Origin of the sequence: Pontiella agarivorans, from assembly GCF_034531395.1 — a bacterium.
Classification (GTDB): domain Bacteria; phylum Verrucomicrobiota; class Kiritimatiellia; order Kiritimatiellales; family Pontiellaceae; genus Pontiella; species Pontiella agarivorans.
The window spans coordinates 13,296-31,844 of sequence record NZ_JARVCO010000002.1 but is presented as its reverse complement, the minus strand read 5'-3'; the positions used below and the strand labels follow the sequence as shown (position 1 = coordinate 31,844).

Here is an 18,549-nt window from a genome sequence, read left to right as displayed (position 1 = left end):
AAGCGACCGGCCTTTGCCCCACTCTGATTTATAACGGCAAACGAACCGCTTTCGTAAAGGATTCGGAAGGATATCCCTCGCTCTCAACCGTCACGGTAAACTTCGATTGACTGCCGGGCTTCAGTCTCTTTTTGACCTTCACCTGAACAATCGACGTTTCAAAGGGCTTGAGTGGACGGACCGAGCCCAGTCCGATTTCTTCGTCCCCTTGCAGAAGGCGAACGCTGGATGGCTTTGAAACAAGCTCGCCGAAATTCTGAACCTCGATATAGGCAACCAGTCCATCATTGGTAAATTCAAACTTGGGCGACAAAGTCGACAAATACTGAACCTGTTCTTTTGGGCCGGGCAGCGAAGACCAACCGAAGATCAGCTCGCCCGCGGCATCTTTACCCAGCAACTTGCCGGCAAAGTTTTCCGCCGTAAAACCACAATCTTTTCCGTTAAAGACGAGAATCAAATCCTCGCCCGACTTTTCGCTGCGGACCAGCTGACTGCCGCGCCCGAAATTAACCTCATCGGACGATCCGTAACGAAGCGATGCCAAATCCAGATCCGTATGGGGATTGAAACCTTCTTCAGCTTTAACCTTCACCCGAATTTCCTGCGTAGTCGCGGTAACGGGCGAGGTGTTTAACATCTCCAACAGGCGGGCTTTACGCATTGGCAAAGCAATCAATTTTCCGCTGTGGTTATCGTTATCCAGGTCATCATGCTTAATGCAATCTGCCACGGCAAAAAAGACTATCGACGGGCGTTGCTGCTCATCAAACAAAAAACGAATGCGCTCATATTTGTACCACTCGCTCTTCGTTCCATCCTCATACGTTGAAATCCCCGGAACGTACGCTTCGCCCGCTTCCGGCTTCCAGTGGAAACCGTCTTTGGAGCGCAGGTAGTATGCGATCCGCCCCTTCCAGTCATTCACGATGATATGATATTGAATATCGTCCTTCCACAGAACGGGATCTTCAAAAATTCCCTCCAATTTGTGATACACCGATTCTGCGGAGGTGTTATACCAGTTTTCCACCCCATCCGGGCTCGCCCAGATATGACCGCGGCGCGACACCGCGAGATACGAACCGTCATCACGCGGCGCAAAAGAAAAGTTCAAATAGCCGTTAAACACATAGCGTTCGCGCTTGTGAAAATCATAGGCCCGACGTTTCCACGGCCCGTTCAAACTGTCGGAAATGAAATAACGGCCATACACAGAATAAACGACATATTTTCCGTTCTTCATTTTCGGCGGAATCAGTAACTCCGGATTATTACCCTCGCCCAGCGTATCCTGATACCGATACGGCCCCATCGGATCCAGAGCAACAGCGTGAACAATCTCGGAATCGAAATATCCGAAATGTCCATCACGATGACTTTCCGGCCAGCGGGTCACAAACAGATGATACAGTCCGTTTTCGTCCTTATGGGCATCGCCGCCCCAATAGGTCCACTCAGGATCTTCGATCCCGTTATCAATATCACGCGGCGTCACATTCTCACCGCCCCAGCAGTTGGAAGTCAGCCCCTTCCGCACCGGCATCGGCAGGATATGATCCTTAAACTGAGCACCCGGAACTAAGTTTTTCCACTCTGCCGGACGTTCCCGATCCACCACTTGCCCGTCGGCCTGCCCACAGAATATAGCCACTAAAGCCATAACTGAACAAACTGATCGCATTTTTTTAATACCAGACATCGTTAACTCCCATTATTTCTTTATAAAATTATACATATTGCACTGCATTCTACCCTATAGACACAAAGAGAGACTGCCACTCCAACTGTAAGCAGGCTTCCTATAAGATTTAATTTTGATTCGGCTCATAAATTTCTCCTTTTACGTAAACCCATTTCACTGTGCATGGCATTCAGAACATTAAAATCCATATAATTACCGGAGATAGATGTAATACGCATTGGTCAATACCTTTACGGAGCCTCAGGTGCCGGATGTATATGTGCTTCAATCTTAGCGGCATTTTCGGGATTGGCTATTTTCCATGCATTGATCTTTTCTGCGGATGGAGCACGGAATACAAAATAGATGAGCGATGCCACCACCAGCGCCAAAATGGACAGGAACTTATAGTTTAAAAGGCCGGGCGCACCTTTGATGCGTAACGGAGTCATCGGGGAATCCCACACCAATTTAAGGTTCGCTTCGGTGTTCGTATCTTTATCGAGCAAAGAAGCCACGATCATAACCAATATACAGATTCCGCAGAGCATACCGGCCGCGTGCATAAAGAGCATGCTCCAGCCGGTATGTTCTTTGAAGAGGTCGAGTGCAAATACAATCATGCCCATGGCAAAACCAGACCATAACGTAATGGCTGCGGCCTTTGCGGTGGCTCGCTTCCAAAAGATACCAATCATAAAGACGGCGGTGATCGGCGGTGAGATGTAGCAGATCATCGAAGCAATGGCACCGTAGATGGAATCGAACTGTCCAATGATTGGAGACCACACAATGGCGAGAATCACACCGCCGATGGTAGCGGCCCGTCCAATGTGGACCAGCTTCTTATCGGACGTCCCGGGCTTAAACCGTTTGTAGAGATCAAATGCGAACAGCGTCGCAATGGAGTTGAGCGCACCGGCAATTGTGCCCATGAGCGCCGCCAGCAGCGCAGCAACGATGAGCCCTCTCATTCCGGCAGGAAGCAGATTCATCACCATATGAGCGAATGCTTCTTTAGTATCTGCCAGTTCCGGGAGAAGGCCATTATTGATCAGTGCGAGGCAAAGCAGACCGGGCAGAACAAAAAGAAACATGGGCAGCAGTTTAAGGAAACAGGCAAACAAAGCGCCCGCCTTTCCGTGATCTTCATTTTTGGCACCGAGTACACGCTGAACGATCGTCTGGTCCGTACACCAATACCAGATTCCGATTACCGGATAGCCCAATACCACGGCGTGCCACGGCATCCCGCTGAAATCACCGGAAGGACGAAGTACAGAAATCATATGCGGCCCCACCGAGTCGTGCAGGGCATTCCATCCACCAAGTTTCGTGAAGGCAAAATAGGTAACAACGGCAGAGCCAACCAACAGTGTCGTTGTTTGAATCGCGTCGGTCAATGTAACCGCCAGCAGACCGCCGACCACGACATAGAGTCCTGTCGCTACGGCGATCGCAATCATCGTGGGCATCAACTGCGCAACCTCTGTGCCCAGACCGAGCATGGCATTGATCACCACGGCACCGGCATAGAGCGAAACACCAATGTGAATAAAGATGGCGGAGATAATTGAGATGAACGCGAGAAAATCCCGGCAATTACGGTTAAACCGTTTTTCAAGAAAATCGGGCAACGTAGTGATGTTTGAACGTAGATAGAACGGAACAAAAAAGACGGCCAGAATGACGAGCGTGAAAACGGCCGCCAGTTCAAAGTTTGCATAGGCAAGCCCGCTGCGGAAGCCCTCCTCGCATAGCGCGACAATATGCACCGTGGAAATGTTGGTGGAAAAGAGTGACAGTCCAATGATCGGCCAGGCCAGCGTGCGGGCTGCCAGAAAGTAAGCCCCGTCATCCTGCGATTTCCCCAGCCGCGCCGCTTTGCGTTTCTGAAACCAGGCCGCGCCGCATCCGACACCAATAACCATCAGCACGTATCCGATCAAAATTCCGAAATCCAAAATATTTAACATGCCCGTCCCTTTGTTCTATTTATGAATTTTAGATGAATGATTTATAGCTGATTGCTGAGTTGTCTACAGTATCCCAATCCAGATCCATACCTAAGCCGGGCCCTTCCGGAACATTAATTCGTCCATTTTTATCCACTGGCAACGGATCCTTCATTGGAAACTGGAATCGATCTTCAGGGGCAAAGAGCTCAAAATATTCGCAATTACGCACAGCGCAGGAAACATGGAGATTGGCCATATCCATCAGCCCCATTGTCGTGGTGTGAATCTCGCACGGCAGGCCGTGGGCTTCCGCCAAATGACAAACTTTCAGCGTACCGGTAATGCCGCCTTTCCAGGAAACATCGGCACGCACAATATCCGCCGCCCCCTGCTGGATGGCCTGCGCCACGCCCCACGGGCCGCCGCGCGTGGTCTCGGTCGTCGCAATCGGAATATCCAACGCATTACACAACTTACGATATTTTTCCAATTCAAAGTCCCTGAAGGGTTCCTCGAACCAGTGATAGTTCAGCTCTTCCAAATGGCGTCCAACGCGGATGGCCTCCTCCAGGGTATATTCGGCAACAGGATCGCTCATCAACACCGCTTCAGCTCCCAGCGCATCGCGCAGCGCCTGATGAACTTCCATATCCTTTCTCCACGGTCCCGGTGGATGAGCCTTATAGGCATTTATGCCGCGTTTCTGATAGTCCAGCGCCTGCTCCACATATGCTTCTGTACTTGGCAGAAAGAGACTGCTGGCATAGACCGGCAGACTGGTACGATAGCTGCCGATGTAACGGTGCAACGGCAGACCCGCCGCTTTGGCACAGATATCCCATAGTGCAACGTCAATTGGGCCCGGTAGAAATACGGGAAAAAAAGCTCCATGACGATCAATATTCCAGAATTCATGCCAGATCGTTTCGCGGTCCGTAGGGTCACGCCCAAGAACCACCGGAACAATGATGTCGTGAATCATGGCTTCTGTAATCCTGCCCGACCGTGCCCCGAAAAAGGTGCAGGTTCCGTGGAGTCCGGTATCCGTATGCAGTTTAAGCACCACCACGTCCCAGCGCATCGGGCTGCGTCCCGTACGAGCACTGTCAAAAAAGTTATCCGGCCGCTCGCAAACCCAGGTTTCTATTTTAGTGATCTTCATCGTTAGAGTATTCCGTATTTAGCGAACGCATCGGTGCTCGACATGCCGTTCTCGATTTCCTTGCGCACCATTTTTTCGCCGCGCGCCTTTTCCAACGCCTTACACACCACCTCGGTCTCAATTTCTTTCGGAATAATCAACACCCCGTCAAGATCACCAAAAACCAGATCACCGGGATTAATCCAAACCCCGCCGACTTCGATCGGTACGCGGTAAGCCTGAATAATGGTCCGCACCCCGCTATCAGCGGCATAGCGCCCGCGGCTGAAAACCGGAAAATTTTGCTCCAGCATTTGCGGAGTGTCCCGATGGAATCCGTTGACGACCGCTCCGGCGGCACCGCGCATTCGCGCCGTTGCCGTGAGAATTTCGCCCCAATACGCACAGCGCATATCGCCACCGGAGGCAATGTACACTTCGCCGGCTTCCAACTGATCCAATGCTTCCGTCAACAGGCCGAACGGTTTTTCCTGTGGCCCGTATACATCAGCCTGAACCACCGGCATGGCACGCCCTGCAATTTTCATGGCTTCACGCGCCGGTTGCACCGGCTGTGGCAGGAAATGATGATAGTTCCCGAGATCATCCAGAATATCCCCGAGCACCGGTGTATAGAGCTCGTGCTTCATCAGTTCAAACAGGGCCTCATCGCTTGCCCATTCTACTTTAATATTTTCCATCGATTATTCCTCTTAAACGTTAAAATCCGACGCTGGCACCACCGTCTACCGGGAGGCAGGCTCCTGTGATAAATCCCGCAGCGGGTGAACATAGAAAGGTGGCGGCAGTGCCGATCTCTTCTACCTGCCCTAGCCGATTCATCGGCGTACGTTCCAAAATCTTGCGCTTACGATCCGGCGCGTTGTTCAGCGCTTTGCGGGACATGGCGGTTTCAATCCAGCCCGGAGCAATGGCGTTCACTCGCACCCCCTGAGCGGACCATTCCGCGGCCAACGCCCGCATAGTGCCTAAGACAGCAGTCTTCGCGCTGCTATAACTCACAATCGACGGAATAGCCATGAAGGAGCTCATGGAGGCGATAAAGAGGATGGAGCCATGCCCACGTTCAATCATGCCTTTGGCCGCATGACGTGCCAGCGAAAATGCGCCGGTAACATGAACCGACATGAGTTGTTCAAACTCCTCTTCCGAGGTCTCCAACGCATCCTTTTTCTGATGAACTCCCGCATTGTTGACCAGAATTGAAATAGGACCGAGTTCATTTTCAATTCGTTCAAGCAGTTTGGCATTCGCATCGTAATCGGCTACATCGCTGACATAATAGGCGGATTTAGCCCCCAGTTCCGAACACGTTTCTTCCAACAGCTCGGCACGGCGTCCCGTGATGACCACTTCGGCACCGGCTTCAATAAAAGATTCGGCAATGGCTCGGCCGATGCCGCTTCCTCCGCCTGTGATCAATGCGCGCTCATTATCTAATTTAAACTGATTCATATTCTTCGATTCCATATATTCGGGCGCAGTTACAGCCAAAGACAGCAGCCTGATCTTTTTCTGAATAATTTTTCATGTAGTTCTTTAAAATGTTCATCACTTCTGCGTGGGAAGAAGTGCAGCTGCAAACGGGCCAGTCCGAACCGGCCATTAAGCGTTCCGGGCCGAATACATCAAAAGCGGCATCCAAATAGGGAATCAAGTCAGCAGGTTTCCAGCTTTCCCAATTCACTTGCGTTACGAGCCCACTGACCTTTGCATGGACATTCGTGCACGCCGCCAATTTCCCGAATCCCGTCTGCCAGCACGCGAACTCTCCTCCGGCAATGTCTGGTTTTGCCAGATGATCCAGCACAAACGTGGTTTCCGGACAGGCCTGAACGAGTTCCGTGGCCGTCTGCAACTGGTCGGGCGTGATGAGCAGTTCGAAGGGAAGCCCTTTTTCGCCCAGCAGACGGAGGTTTTCACGAAAAGTCTCATTTTGAAAAAATGCTTCCTCTTCGAATTGTAAAAAATGACGAAGGGCCCGCAGCTTCCCGGAATTGGGTAACGCAGTCAGTTGAGCTGACACATCACCAAGCAGGTCGATCCATCCCGTGACTCCAAGAATGAAGGAATGCTGTTCCGCCTGCTCCAGAAGCCAATGCGTTTCGCTAGCTGTCTGCGAAGCATGTACGGCTATGCTTCCATCAAATTCTGACTCTTGAAGAACAGGCTGAAAGTCAGCCGGCAGAAAGTCGTGACGCAAAACCGCCCAGGGACCCTCCATCCATGAATGGATTTCAGCATCGTATTTCCAGAAATGTTGATGTGCATCTATTCTCAAAAAAAGATTCCTCAAGTACAGTGTTTTGCAAAAGCCCAATCCCGGTTCATGACCGGAGCGAGTATCTGTTGCACGTCTTCAACCAACGCAGGGTTCAACGGCAGTTCAGACCAATCAAGGTTCTGCGCCATCCGATCGGCGGAGGCCGTGCTCACCAATGTCGTCGGAATCTCATCGTTCCCCAGCGCAAAGGGCATTGCCACTTCTTCGATGGAACTTCCCGCATCGGCGCAGAACTTAACTGCTTTGCGAAAAATCGCCTTTTCCTTTTCTCCAATCGGATGCCAATCGGCCGGGCCGCGCTGAGTAAGCAGACCACTGGCAAAAGGCGAGGCATTAATGATCCCGATCCCCTGTTTCCTGACTTCCGGAAACAGCTCCAGCAGCAAGGTATCATTCAGGCAATAATGATTATGTACCATGATCGTATCAAGCTCTGCCCGGGCGAGAACCTGATGCCAAACGGCCATATCATAGTTGGACACTCCGACGGCACGAATCACTCCTTCTTTCTTCAATTCCTGGAGAACAGTCAGCCCCTCTCCCAACGCCTGATCAATGTAGCAACCGCGATCGTATTCGATATCATGCAGATGCACGATATCGAGGTAGTCCGTACCCAGCCGATCCATACTTTCCTGCAGGGACGCGCGTATTCTATCCTCTGAAAAATCGTAGATATGATCGCCGACCCCATCATAGGAGCACCATTTCCCCGTCTTGGTTGAGAGCAGGTATTGATCACGCGGCAAACCGGCCAATGCTTTTCCCAGCACAACTTCCGCCTTGAGGTTTCCATAAGCAGGTGCCACATCAAAATAGTTTACACCTCTGTCAAAAGCCATATGTACCGCGCGAATTCCTTCCTCGTCGTTAATCTCGCGGTAAACACTTCCAAGAGCTGACGCGCCGTAACTTAGAATGGAAACATCCATTCCCGTTTTGCCAAGTGGTCGTCTTTTCATGAGTACATCACCTGAATTTTCATATGCTCTCCTTTGGACTCCGCAAGCGCAAGAGCCTCGGGGAGATTTTCGAACGGAACTGAAGCCGTAACCAGCGGCATAACATTGATCCGTCCTGAGGCTATCATTTCCATACCGAGTGCAAAAGTATTGAGCGAATAGATCGAGCCACGGATGGTCAGTTCCTTCGCCATAATCAGATTAGCCGGAAGTTCAACCTGATCGGGGAGCGTCCCGACCTGCACAATGGTTCCCCCGCGCCGCACCCATTCAAACGCACTCTTCAAAGCGGGTGCTGTCCCCGATGCTTCGATCACGATATCAAAGTCTATGTCGGCAGGTGTTCCATCCGTTGGATCAATGGACCGATCTGCCCCGTGTTGAAGTGCATAGTTTTGAGGAAACGAACGGGGATCACTCATTGTCACTTCCAGAGCACCCCACGCACGGGCGGCCAAAGCAATCAGCTGACCGATCGGCCCGCCGCCGCTAATTAATACACGCCTGCCTGTCACACCCCCACTTTGCTTAAGCGCATGCAATGCCACTGAAAGCGGTTCAAGCATGGCGCCCTCTTCGAAGGAAATCCTATCGTCTAATTCCAGACAATTTTCCGACTTCACAACAACAAATTGACCAAATGCACCATTTTGATGCGGAATGGTGGAGGCGGAACCGATGTATTTACGGTTCGGGCATAAGTTGTAACGACCCGTCAGGCAAAACGAACAGGAGCAACACGGTTGTAAAGGGTCGACGGCAACGCGTTCTCCGATTTCACGATGTACATCCTCTCCGACAGCCTCGATGGTTCCGGAAAATTCATGCCCGAGAGCAAAGGGATTCTTGGGAATAAAACAACCGCAGCGGCCATGCATAAAATAGTGCAAATCAGAACCACAGATACCCGTGCGTTCCACACGGACCAGAGCCTGCCCTTTTCCCGGAACAGGAAGGGCGACCGTTTCCAGACGCAAATCACGTGCGCCATGTAGATTCCATATTTGCATATCCATATTCTATTTCTCCTGACGGGGCCTCAACAACGGTTCAGATCCTCTCCTCAACTATTCTGAGGCAGTTAAATATCTAATCGTATCAGGAAGAATGTTTCAATGGACAGACCTGAGATATACATGTATGAATCTGACATTAACCCTGCGCTATGCTTAATTTCACAGAATCAGGATCCGGACAGATGCTCGATGTATTAAAAACCATTCAAATCGATATTGTTGGTGGAGACCGGTCCGAACTAGGCACCGAATGGAGGGGCATTCAAATGCCGGACCCCTACACCCGTTTGTACTGGATTGAATCGGGATCCGGTCATATACACTACAATAATCAGGACAGGCCACTCAGAGCAAAAGAACTACACCTGATCCCCTCAAACAACAGCTTTGAGTATTCGTGTGAGAAGCAGGTCGTGATCCATTGGGTACGATTCTCGGCCACCTTGCTCGGCGGAATAGACCTATTTGCCTATATTGACTGTGAGCGGAAGTTGATTCCTGACAATCAAATGGAATGTAAAAAAATGTTTCTTGATCTTTTTTCGGCGCAGCAAAGTGATCGAAAAGGTAAGGCATTTTATTCCAACGGAACTCTGATGCAGCTACTGGCCTTCTTCATGGATACCATTGATTCCGAGGCCATTCAGCTAAAGCTGAAACAGCAGCAATGCTTTCAGCCGGTGCTAAAAGCGATCGAGCAAACTTTAGCTGATCCACTCAGTGTGGCAGAGCTGGCCCGCCTAACCAGTTTAGAGCCCTCCTATTTTTCTCGAAAATTCACGCGTTTCTTTGGGGAATCACCACAGCGTTACATCATGCGTCGGCGCATCAATCAGGCTCAGCTACTACTCTGGGAAACCAATGAAACCATTCAACAGATTGCTGATGCACTGGGGTTCTACGATGCCTTTCATCTTTCGAAAGCATTTAAACGGATGGCAGGAATATCGCCTTCCAGCTACCGCACACAGGCCTCCCGAATAGGACCGTAAATGCGGTCCTGATTTAAACGAATCGGACCTGAAAAACCTCGATTTCAAATCAACACCAAGACCTGATTCGATCCCACCGGGATAGATGGATTTAAACACAAAGGGCACAAAGCATCCTGGAAGACCGCAAAGGCCCAGCGCCACATAGTGGCGGCTCTACTGATACAGCCTGCACTATGTGGCGGCTCCCCGAATAATCACGCGGCTAGTCCATCAGTTTGATATCTGCATAATATGCGCCGCAGACGACTTCACCCTGCTTGTCCAGAAAATCGCCCTGAAGCCGAATCGGTCCGGCCGGAAGATCGACCACAAAACGCATGGCTTTATCAGAGGCCTTTACCGCTTTCGTCTTGTTGATTTCACCGCAACTCAAACGAATCTCTGTAATCGGCAGCGCTTCACCCGCCGGATAAACCCCCGCCGGAACAATGGTTTTCCAATTGTGGTATTTCCCACGAACCGGAACTTCATCAGTACGACCCATTTCTTTTGAAAAGTCAGAAACGTGCGGCGGAAGTCCACCACTGATTTCGGTATTCGCTTCCTTCGGCCAGCGGCGGAATGTCAGCTCATACTTCCCCGGCGTTTCAACATAAACATTCCAGGCCCCGTGCATTTCCATACCCAGACGAACATCAACCTGCTGGGACGGATTGCCTTTCCCGTCAACAGTCAGCCAGTCAAAGCAGGTCAGCTCAAGCGATTCAAACCCCGGATATCCAATTGTTATTTTGGAATTCTTTGCCATCGACGGCTCAACCGATTTACGCCACTGGATATAATAATCCTGCATCTCCTTGACCACTTCGGGATGCTGATTGGCCACATTGTTCTTCTGGGCGGAATCATTGGCGACATTATAGAGTTTGATTTCTTCGCCCGGCTGAACCCCGTCGGTCTCATCGAGCAGACGCCATTTATTCCACAGTACCGAATAGCCCTTCAGCCCCACGCGTTTCGTGGAAAACTGTACCACCGACATGCGCGAACCCAGCTCCTGTTTTTCGGCCAGAATGGCTTCCTTCAGGCTGACTCCATCAAAGCTCTGCGGCCACGGCATATTGAGACCGCACAGGTCGATAAGTGTCGGTAAAATATCCTGAATAATGGTCAGATCATCCACATCTCTGCCGGGCGAGGGAATGCCGGCCGGCCAGCGCACAAAACAAGGCACACGATGCCCCCCGTCCTGGATCTGGCATTTTTTACCGGTCATGCCGGCGTTATAGACGTCGTTCCCCAGCGTTCCGCCATTGTCGCTCATATAGATTACGATCGTATCATCTCTGACCCCCAAACGCTGCAGCGCAGCATCCAGACGACCCACATTGTCATCAAAGTTGGCTACCATGCCGAAGAAATAAGCCACCAACTCATCCTGATCTTTATACGGCTCAATATATTTCTCCGGCACAAATTGCGGCGTATGCATGGAGCTCGTCGGCAGATAGACGAAAAACGGCTTTTCAGCCTTCACGTTGTCTTCAATAAACGAAATCGTTTTGTCGAACCAAACATCGGTGCAATAGCCTTCTGTTTGAACCGGTTCGCCATTGTGTAAATAGACATCGTTAAAACAATCATTATTCCAGTGGTTCGGCGTCTGCCACACCGAAGCTCCCGGATAACTGAAGACCTCTTCGAATCCGCGATCCTGCGGACGATACGGGTAGAAATCGCCCAAATGCCATTTTCCAAACAGCCCGGTGCGATAACCGTTTGCCTTAAAATAATCAGACATCAGATGCACTGCATGCTCGCTGCCATCCGCCGCCGGAATGGCTTCAAAGATCTGCGTTTTTCCGAAACCGTAATTGTAGGCTCCGTTACGCACCGCATCAATTCCGGTCATCAACTGAGCACGCGACGGCGTACAGATGGCCGAGGCATGAAAGTCTGTAAACCGAACCGATTCGGCATGCATTTTATCCAGATTCGGTGTTTTCAAAACCGGGTTTCCATGACACGACAAATCGCCGTAGCCTTGGTCATCCGCCAACAAAATAATCACATTCGGTTGCTTTTCCGCGTAGCTGCCTGCTACCAGAGCCCCCACCGAAAGCCCCAAACCTATCATTATTTTCCAATTCATTTTTTTCTCCTGTATCAACATTCCATTTTCCGTGTCAGCCTGTTGCACTGGCCGAACCACCCGATGGATTTTTCCGCACTGTCTTAAATCACTTCGACTTCTTTTTTTCGACGGATAAACCTTCAGTTCATCCGCACCGAATGTTTGCCCGGCCTGGAAATCGAAAACGGCCCCGCAGCCGGGTGCTTCCGGTTACGAGCTTCACCCAGAATATCCTGATCGATCGTAATCGGAGAGCCGTCCGGATGCTCAAATCCCTGATTCGGAATCAGCGCCTTGCCCAGCATTTCAGTATCAACCGGCTGCGTTTCCACCGAACCGAATGCATCATCCAGTCGAAAGTTAAACACGGCGGTTCCGCCTTTTTGAGCAACCCTCATTTCTGGATCAAAGGCCGAAACGACATGACTGCATTGCTCACCGGGGAATGGCTGTGCTCCGTTATAATAAACATTGCCTTTCACAAACATCGGCAGCCTGGCAGCGGCATAAACGCTCAACCCATACGGCAAATCCGTTCCACGACGTCCTGCAAATATATTGTTATAGAACCGGCTGTCTCCTCCCGGATTGGCCTTAAGTGCCACAATGTCGGTTTTATGTGGCGGATGATAGGGAACGTTGCGTGTGATGGAACGGTGCTGAATTGTTCCTGCAAACAGGTTGTGCACATAGGCCCCGCCATTCGACCAGTCCCACAGAGAGACTTCCGACAGAAAAATATTATTATCAAAAAGAAACGGCCCGTGATTCACTTCTAGATGCAAGTCACAAGTCGGGTTATCATGCAGCAGGTTTCCACTGACGCGCGTACCCTGTGTCATCCAGTCCAGCCAGATGCCCTTTTCGCTGTGATGAATATAGTTGCCGATAATCTGCGTATCGATCGGACCGTGGAACTTAATAGCCGCCATCTCTGCGCCCCAAAACTGCCGCTTCACATGAATATCGTGAATATGATTCCCCTCAATCCGGCTGAAAGCCGCACCCATACTCCCGACAATGCCAGCCTGTTCACAATGCGAAATATGGTTATTCCGCACAAGATGAGACCCCACCGATTCTTTATTCCAACCCTTGGAAAGTGCGCGTTTAATGGTTTCGACGTAGCCCGGCGCCGACTCCGCCTGATTGTCACCCTCATCGCCAAATTTACCAAGTGTCACGCCGGTGCAGGTGGCGTAGCGGATCGTATTATCCTCAATCACCCAGCCCTTACTCCAATGCGTGCCGATCAACCCGACCTGCTCAGCCGTCGGCGGCGCCCACGGCGTGGCCGCATGTTCCAGCGTAAAACCGCGCACCGTAATATAATTCCGCCCCGGTTTATCCGGATAAAAAACCGTCCGGCGCGCGTTGACCTCCACCAGCTCCCGGTTCGGATCTTTTCCCGGAAACTGGGCCCAGATCGTTGTCTTCGTTTCATCAACCTTCGCGTACCAAAGGCGGATATCCGCCCACGCCGATTCCTGCGGATCACGGCAGACCATGCATACATCATGGGTTCCGGAAACGTTTTCCAAAGAGACGGGCAACGTAAACCACTGGCTCCAGAATCGAACGGATGGCAAACGCGCACTTCCGATCAACCTACCTCGCGGTCCACCCAAACGTACCTCCACGATCGCACCGTGCCGCTCGGTGGTTGCCAGCAATTCAATCTGATCCACCCCCGTCAAATCCACGGAGTCATACAGTACCCAATCGCCCGGATGAAAGTTACCCAAGAACGTGCTCTTCTCTTTTTTATCAACCACTTGGTCCACGCCGGACGCGCCGATAAAATCGAACACATCAATCGACACGCCATTCGACAAGGCGATCTCTTTCAAGCGCAGAAAGTCGGTCACCTTTCTACCGAAAAAGTGCCGCACACACGTCGGCGAATATCGATCCGCAACGGCACCCACCGGTTGCATGACATCGTCCAGACTCCGCGCTTCATGTAGCCAATCTCCATTCAGATAAACTGCCCCCTGATGGTGATCCCAGTTGTCGTCAACATACCAGTCTCCGGAAAGCACATCCGCAAACGGATTGTAATCGCCGAAAAATGAATTCGGAATCACCGCTTTCCAGACATCGTCTTCAACCTGCGTCCAATCCGAAATCACTTCGGAACCTTTAATCACCACGTTATCCCCGGAAAATGCCTGATATGTGATTCGCTGGGCATCCGACACTCCGCCACGCGGCGGATTGATCCGCTCGCGATACACCCCCTCATGCACAATCACCGTATCGCCGGGCTGTGCTTTCGCGGCGGCGGCAGCGATGGTCAACAGCGGTTCCTGCAAGCTCCCGGCGGAACGGTCATCTCCTCGTTTGGAAACGTGAAACTCCTTCGCCGCAGCCGGGATTGCAACCCATGCCGCAAGTAAAATCCTGAAACCAGCCTTCATCATCATTTTCAGCATTTCTATTAGCGAACCTCAAATTCCCGAATACTTTGAACCTTGTCCCCGTTGTACTTCAATTCAGCCGTCAACGAACAGGCTCCGGGCTCAACACCCCACTGCACCGGGATGGACACTGAAATTTTACCCAGCGCATCGACTTCAACCCGTTTTCTTTTTTTGAATACAACCCCTTCAGCGTTTCTCAGTGTCAGCTTTAACTTTCCCGCCCAATCGGTATAGGTGTCGTTGATGATCATAATCCGAATTTCTTCGTCCCGGTCTTTGGAGACTTCGGACTCCCAGAAATCGATCATCAGGGTAACCGGCGAAAAGGCATCTTTGACATAGCGTTCATACGTCGGCTCAAAAATGAGATTTTTGATATCGACAAAGTTATCACTCGTCTCTCCCTTGGGTTCCTCCGGGCGGGAATAGCTCAACACACAAAACTGCAGAACACCTGCGCATTTCCGGTGCACCCGCCAATACTCGGTCTTCATGGCCAGATGACGCGCGTAGGTGGTATAGAGCTGTTCCTTAGTCAGTTTTCCGAATGCCTTCGGATACAGCACCTCGGTCAGGCTGGTCGGTGTACCGTTCCGGTTGATCCAGAGCCAGGCATATTCATTAATGATGAAAGGATTTGGATACTGTTCCGCTCCCGAAACAGGAGGCGTAAACTGGGCCGGACCGTTGTCCGGAATCCGAACGGTCGACAGGGCGTATTTAAGCAGCCCTTCCTCGGGAATAGGATTCTCGTCTTTACGGAATTTATTATAGAGGTAGGGATGCACTTCCGCGACATCATTGATATCCACCGGCGCCCCCCGCCCGTTATCCCACGGACGGTTGGAAAGGTCCAGATGACGGACCTTTCGAATGGCGTCACCGGTCTTTGTCGTTGTGGTTTCATTCTGCGCATCCCAAATCACCACACACGGATGGTTCCAACGTTCGCGCATCCATTTTTCAAACTCCACATGGATCAGCGACAGATCTTTTTTAAACAGGGAAATCCTGCGCTCGTTGTTGTACCAGATCGGATATTCATCCTGAATCAGAAAGCCCTCTTCATCGGCAATCTCATACCAGCGCTCCGGCGGGAATCCGATGGTGAAGCGGATCGAATCCCAATGCATGGTTTTCATCTTGCGAAAGAGTTTCCGTACCCAGGCCTCATCCCAGGGAAGCCCGTTGCGGTCCGGATCTTCAAAGAAGCGGAAAATGCACACATTGGTTCCATGCATGTAGAACGGCTTACCATTCAAATAGGCCTTTCCGGTTTTATGATCCAGTCGGAAGCTGCGCATTCCAAAACGCGTTGAATAACTGTCCGATTCCGTTTCCAGCTCCAGCGTATAAAGAAACGGACTTGCCGGAGACCAGAGTTTGCAACCGGGAATCGGAACCGTAAAATCGAGTCCGTCGGCCTCTCCGGATGCCACAACCTTCCCGGAATTGCATTCACGAATACGGTACGTGACGGCAGCCTCTCCCGCCCCGCTCTTGAGCTGAACCACAGCGCGCATAGCCTTATGTTCCACATCGGGTACCACCTGCACATTTTCAATAAATTGCTGCCCCGACAGGATGAGGCTCACATCGTCATAGATTCCGGGAATGTAGCGTTTCTTTTCCGCATCGAACCCGTTCATGATGGTTGGCGGTGTGTTTTCATAGGTCGTGATCCGGACAACCAGCTCATTCGTTTTTTTCGCTTTAAGCCAGCGTTTGACATCGAAAATTCCGGGCGTGAAATTATGCGGATTTTCGCCCACAAACTTTCCGTTCACATAAACCTGGGAAATAAATTTGGCTTTATTGATTTTCAACAAAGCCGTATCCGGAATGCTGTCCCCCACCGTGAACTCGCGGCGATACCAGAAATAGCGTTTGTATGCCGTCTCATATCCAACGTCCTCAAACGGCGTCGGCCCCGCCATATCAATCAGTCCCGGAACCGGAACAGTTCCAGAATAGCTTTCGGGGAGGACATCCGGCGAAGCAGTCTCTTCAATCTGCCAGGTTCCATTAAGAGAAATAATCGTGCGCCTGCTTTCAGTACCCGCTGCAATCTGGGCAGCAACACATAAAACCGCCAACGCTGTTTTCACACCATTCATCATTTTCGCCTTATAATTCAGCTCGTTCGCTGTCCCGTTACAACTCTAATTGCAAAAACCGGCTTGAACTGACTCCATGTCATTTTTCCACTTTGGCTTCAGCAGCTCTTTGCTGACGATAGGTGTGTGAAAGCTGAATCGCCTTCGCCCGATCCGCCTGATCGTAATCCCAGAATTCATTGATCACAGCATTGAAGGGGAATTTCGGATCGTCCTCGCCCAGTTCAGCACGACGCGTTTTAAGCTTCTTTTTCAGCTTTTCGATGACGCCGGCATATTCCGGATTGTCATAGACGTTATTATCTTCTGTCGGATCATTCTTGAGATCATAGAGCTCCCAGGCCGGCGGAGTTTCGGCCTGATCGGAATCCATCGGTGCGCCGTAAAACAGAATCAGTTTATAGCGTTTAGTGCGAATGGCAATGTGACCGGGATTATCGTGCGAGGCCATGTGCATCCAATAGTGATAATAGGCGGAATCTTTCCAGTCTTTGGAAGCCGTCCCCGTTTCCAGAATCTTTTTAAAGCTCCGCCCGTGCATATAATCCGGCGTTTCAGCCCCTGCAAAGTCAAGAATCGTCGGGGCATAATCGATGTTTTCAACGATGGCGTCTGAACGGCCGGCTTTTACCTGCTTCGGGTAACGCACGATGAACGGCATACGCATCGATTCTTCATAGGCCCAGCGTTTATCAATGTAGTCATGCTCACCGAGGTAGAATCCCTGGTCGCCGGTGTAGAAAATAATCGTGTTGTCATAAAGTCCTTCGGCCTTCAGATAATCCACAACGCGTTTCAGGTTATCGTCGACGCCTTTAACACAGCGAAGGTATGCCTTCAGATATTCCTGATAGGTGTCCCCCAGAATCTCTTCATCACTGCGAGACTGATCCAGCTTTTTCGCCCACTTGCCCCGACCCTCCGCCTGGGAATAATTCCGGCGCGGATTGCGCCGCCCAACCGATGTTCCAATGTATGGAACCAGTTCGTCCTGATCGCCACGGGTGGCAATGGAACCATGGTTTTTACGGTCGCGCATATTTTCCGGTTCCGGAATAGTGACATCCGCCAGATAGTCTTCATAGCGCGGTGCATACTGAAAATAATCATGCGGCGCCTTGAAGTGCATACTGAGGTAAAACGGCTTTTTGGGATCCCGTTTATTTTTGAACCAATCCAATGCAGAGTCGGCAATACAATCCGAAGAGTGCCCCGTCATTTTCACGGAACCCTCATAAACATTTCTACGGAATTTATTCACGCCCGTGGCACCCAGTTCGAAAAAGATTGGATCGAAATAACGGCCCTGCCCCGGCAGCACTTTATAATAATCAAACGTTTCAGGAAGCGCATGCAGATGCCACTTGCCAATCACTGCGGTTTGATATCCGGCTTTTTTCAGTTCGATCGGAAGATACTGCCGCTCGGCCGGCAGCGTGTCAGCCAAGGTTGGACAACCATTCACCGCACTGCTTTGTCCGGTCATGATGCTGGCGCGGCTCGGCGTGCAGATCGCATTCTGGCAAAATGCATTTTCCATCACCATGCCTTCTTCCGCAATCGAGTCAATCGTCGGCGTCGGATTCAGCACCGCCAAACGGCCACCATACGCACCAATGGCCTGCGAGGTATGATCGTCCGACATCACAAACAGAATATTCGGTTTCGACAGCTCTGCCGCACCGGCGGCACCGGCCAGCAATCCGACTCCCATCATCGCAGAAAAAATATTCATTTTAGTATTCATCATCATTTCCTTACATCTCATTCTATTCAGCGGTTCACCGATCAGTTCAGGCCCGCCGTTCAATATTAAAATTTAATTGATCCCATCACGTCTCAGAACACGGTCTCAGGTCTTGCTCAGAGGGAAT

13 protein-coding genes are annotated in these 18,549 nt (G+C 51.0%); 1 reads left to right on the top strand and 12 read right to left on the bottom strand.

The window, feature by feature from the left end; all coding sequences use genetic code 11:
* Positions 1-28: 28 nt before the first annotated feature.
* The 8 genes from P9H32_RS00135 to P9H32_RS00100 form a co-directional block, all read right to left on the bottom strand.
* Entirely contained in the window at positions 29-1,654 is a 1,626-nt protein-coding gene (locus P9H32_RS00135) for a glycoside hydrolase family protein (RefSeq protein WP_322606824.1), read from the bottom strand.
* A 281-nt stretch (positions 1,655-1,935) separates the two neighbouring features.
* Positions 1,936-3,660, bottom strand: a complete 1,725-nt coding sequence (locus P9H32_RS00130) for a sodium:solute symporter family transporter (RefSeq protein ID WP_322606823.1) — start codon at positions 3,658-3,660, stop codon at positions 1,936-1,938.
* Between the two features lie 28 nt (positions 3,661-3,688).
* Positions 3,689-4,804: an enolase C-terminal domain-like protein gene (locus P9H32_RS00125; protein ID WP_322606822.1), complete on the bottom strand. Its 1,116-nt coding sequence runs from the start codon at positions 4,802-4,804 to the stop codon at positions 3,689-3,691.
* A 2-nt stretch (positions 4,805-4,806) separates the two neighbouring features.
* Positions 4,807-5,484, bottom strand: coding sequence for an RraA family protein (locus P9H32_RS00120; RefSeq protein ID WP_322606821.1), 678 nt, complete (start codon positions 5,482-5,484; stop codon positions 4,807-4,809).
* 19 nt (positions 5,485-5,503) lie between these two features.
* The gene (locus P9H32_RS00115) at positions 5,504-6,259 is read right to left on the bottom strand and encodes an SDR family NAD(P)-dependent oxidoreductase (protein ID WP_322606820.1); all 756 of its coding nucleotides are present in this window, start codon (positions 6,257-6,259) and stop codon (positions 5,504-5,506) included.
* Positions 6,246-7,124, bottom strand: a complete 879-nt coding sequence (locus P9H32_RS00110; RefSeq protein ID WP_322606819.1) for an amidohydrolase family protein — start codon at positions 7,122-7,124, stop codon at positions 6,246-6,248. Before P9H32_RS00110 ends, P9H32_RS00115 begins: the two co-directional genes overlap by 14 nt.
* Entirely contained in the window at positions 7,097-8,050 is a 954-nt protein-coding gene (locus P9H32_RS00105) for an aldo/keto reductase (protein ID WP_322606818.1), read from the bottom strand. Before P9H32_RS00105 ends, P9H32_RS00110 begins: the two co-directional genes overlap by 28 nt.
* Positions 8,047-9,066: an L-idonate 5-dehydrogenase gene (locus P9H32_RS00100; RefSeq protein ID WP_322606817.1), complete on the bottom strand. Its 1,020-nt coding sequence runs from the start codon at positions 9,064-9,066 to the stop codon at positions 8,047-8,049. Before P9H32_RS00100 ends, P9H32_RS00105 begins: the two co-directional genes overlap by 4 nt.
* Before the next feature lie 182 nt (positions 9,067-9,248).
* Between P9H32_RS00100 and P9H32_RS00095 the strand changes: the two genes are divergently transcribed.
* The gene (locus P9H32_RS00095; RefSeq protein ID WP_322606816.1) at positions 9,249-10,058 is read left to right on the top strand and encodes a helix-turn-helix transcriptional regulator; all 810 of its coding nucleotides are present in this window, start codon (positions 9,249-9,251) and stop codon (positions 10,056-10,058) included.
* A 205-nt stretch (positions 10,059-10,263) separates the two neighbouring features.
* On the opposite strand, the gene P9H32_RS00090 is transcribed toward P9H32_RS00095, so the two are convergent.
* From P9H32_RS00090 to P9H32_RS00075, 4 genes are all read right to left on the bottom strand, one after another.
* Entirely contained in the window at positions 10,264-12,153 is a 1,890-nt protein-coding gene (locus tag P9H32_RS00090) for an arylsulfatase (RefSeq protein WP_322606815.1), read from the bottom strand.
* A 122-nt stretch (positions 12,154-12,275) separates the two neighbouring features.
* Positions 12,276-14,570 carry a carbohydrate-binding protein gene (locus P9H32_RS00085; protein ID WP_322606814.1) on the bottom strand — a complete coding sequence of 765 codons (2,295 nt, stop codon included), beginning with the start codon at positions 14,568-14,570 and terminating at the stop codon, positions 12,276-12,278.
* 5 nt (positions 14,571-14,575) lie between these two features.
* A complete protein-coding gene (locus tag P9H32_RS00080; RefSeq protein ID WP_322606813.1) occupies positions 14,576-16,675 on the bottom strand; it encodes a glycoside hydrolase family 2 protein in 2,100 nt (699 codons plus the stop codon).
* Between the two features lie 79 nt (positions 16,676-16,754).
* Positions 16,755-18,425: a sulfatase family protein gene (locus P9H32_RS00075; RefSeq protein WP_431311687.1), complete on the bottom strand. Its 1,671-nt coding sequence runs from the start codon at positions 18,423-18,425 to the stop codon at positions 16,755-16,757.
* Positions 18,426-18,549 lie beyond the last annotated feature (124 nt).

Excerpts from the sequence above, each read along its gene's own strand:
- P9H32_RS00075 (WP_431311687.1), bottom strand. The coding sequence starts at position 18,425 with ATGATGAATACTAAAATGAATATTTTTTCTGCGATGATGGGAGTCGGA.
- P9H32_RS00090 (WP_322606815.1), bottom strand. The coding sequence starts at position 12,153 with ATGAATTGGAAAATAATGATAGGTTTGGGGCTTTCGGTGGGGGCTCTG.
- P9H32_RS00085 (WP_322606814.1), bottom strand. The coding sequence starts at position 14,570 with ATGCTGAAAATGATGATGAAGGCTGGTTTCAGGATTTTACTTGCGGCA.
- P9H32_RS00120 (WP_322606821.1), bottom strand. The coding sequence starts at position 5,484 with ATGGAAAATATTAAAGTAGAATGGGCAAGCGATGAGGCCCTGTTTGAA.
- P9H32_RS00080 (WP_322606813.1), bottom strand. The coding sequence starts at position 16,675 with ATGAATGGTGTGAAAACAGCGTTGGCGGTTTTATGTGTTGCTGCCCAG.
- P9H32_RS00095 (WP_322606816.1), top strand. The coding sequence starts at position 9,249 with ATGCTCGATGTATTAAAAACCATTCAAATCGATATTGTTGGTGGAGAC.
- P9H32_RS00130 (WP_322606823.1), bottom strand. The coding sequence starts at position 3,660 with ATGTTAAATATTTTGGATTTCGGAATTTTGATCGGATACGTGCTGATG.
- P9H32_RS00100 (WP_322606817.1), bottom strand. The coding sequence starts at position 9,066 with ATGGATATGCAAATATGGAATCTACATGGCGCACGTGATTTGCGTCTG.
- P9H32_RS00125 (WP_322606822.1), bottom strand. The coding sequence starts at position 4,804 with ATGAAGATCACTAAAATAGAAACCTGGGTTTGCGAGCGGCCGGATAAC.
- P9H32_RS00105 (WP_322606818.1), bottom strand. The coding sequence starts at position 8,050 with ATGAAAAGACGACCACTTGGCAAAACGGGAATGGATGTTTCCATTCTA.
- P9H32_RS00115 (WP_322606820.1), bottom strand. The coding sequence starts at position 6,259 with ATGAATCAGTTTAAATTAGATAATGAGCGCGCATTGATCACAGGCGGA.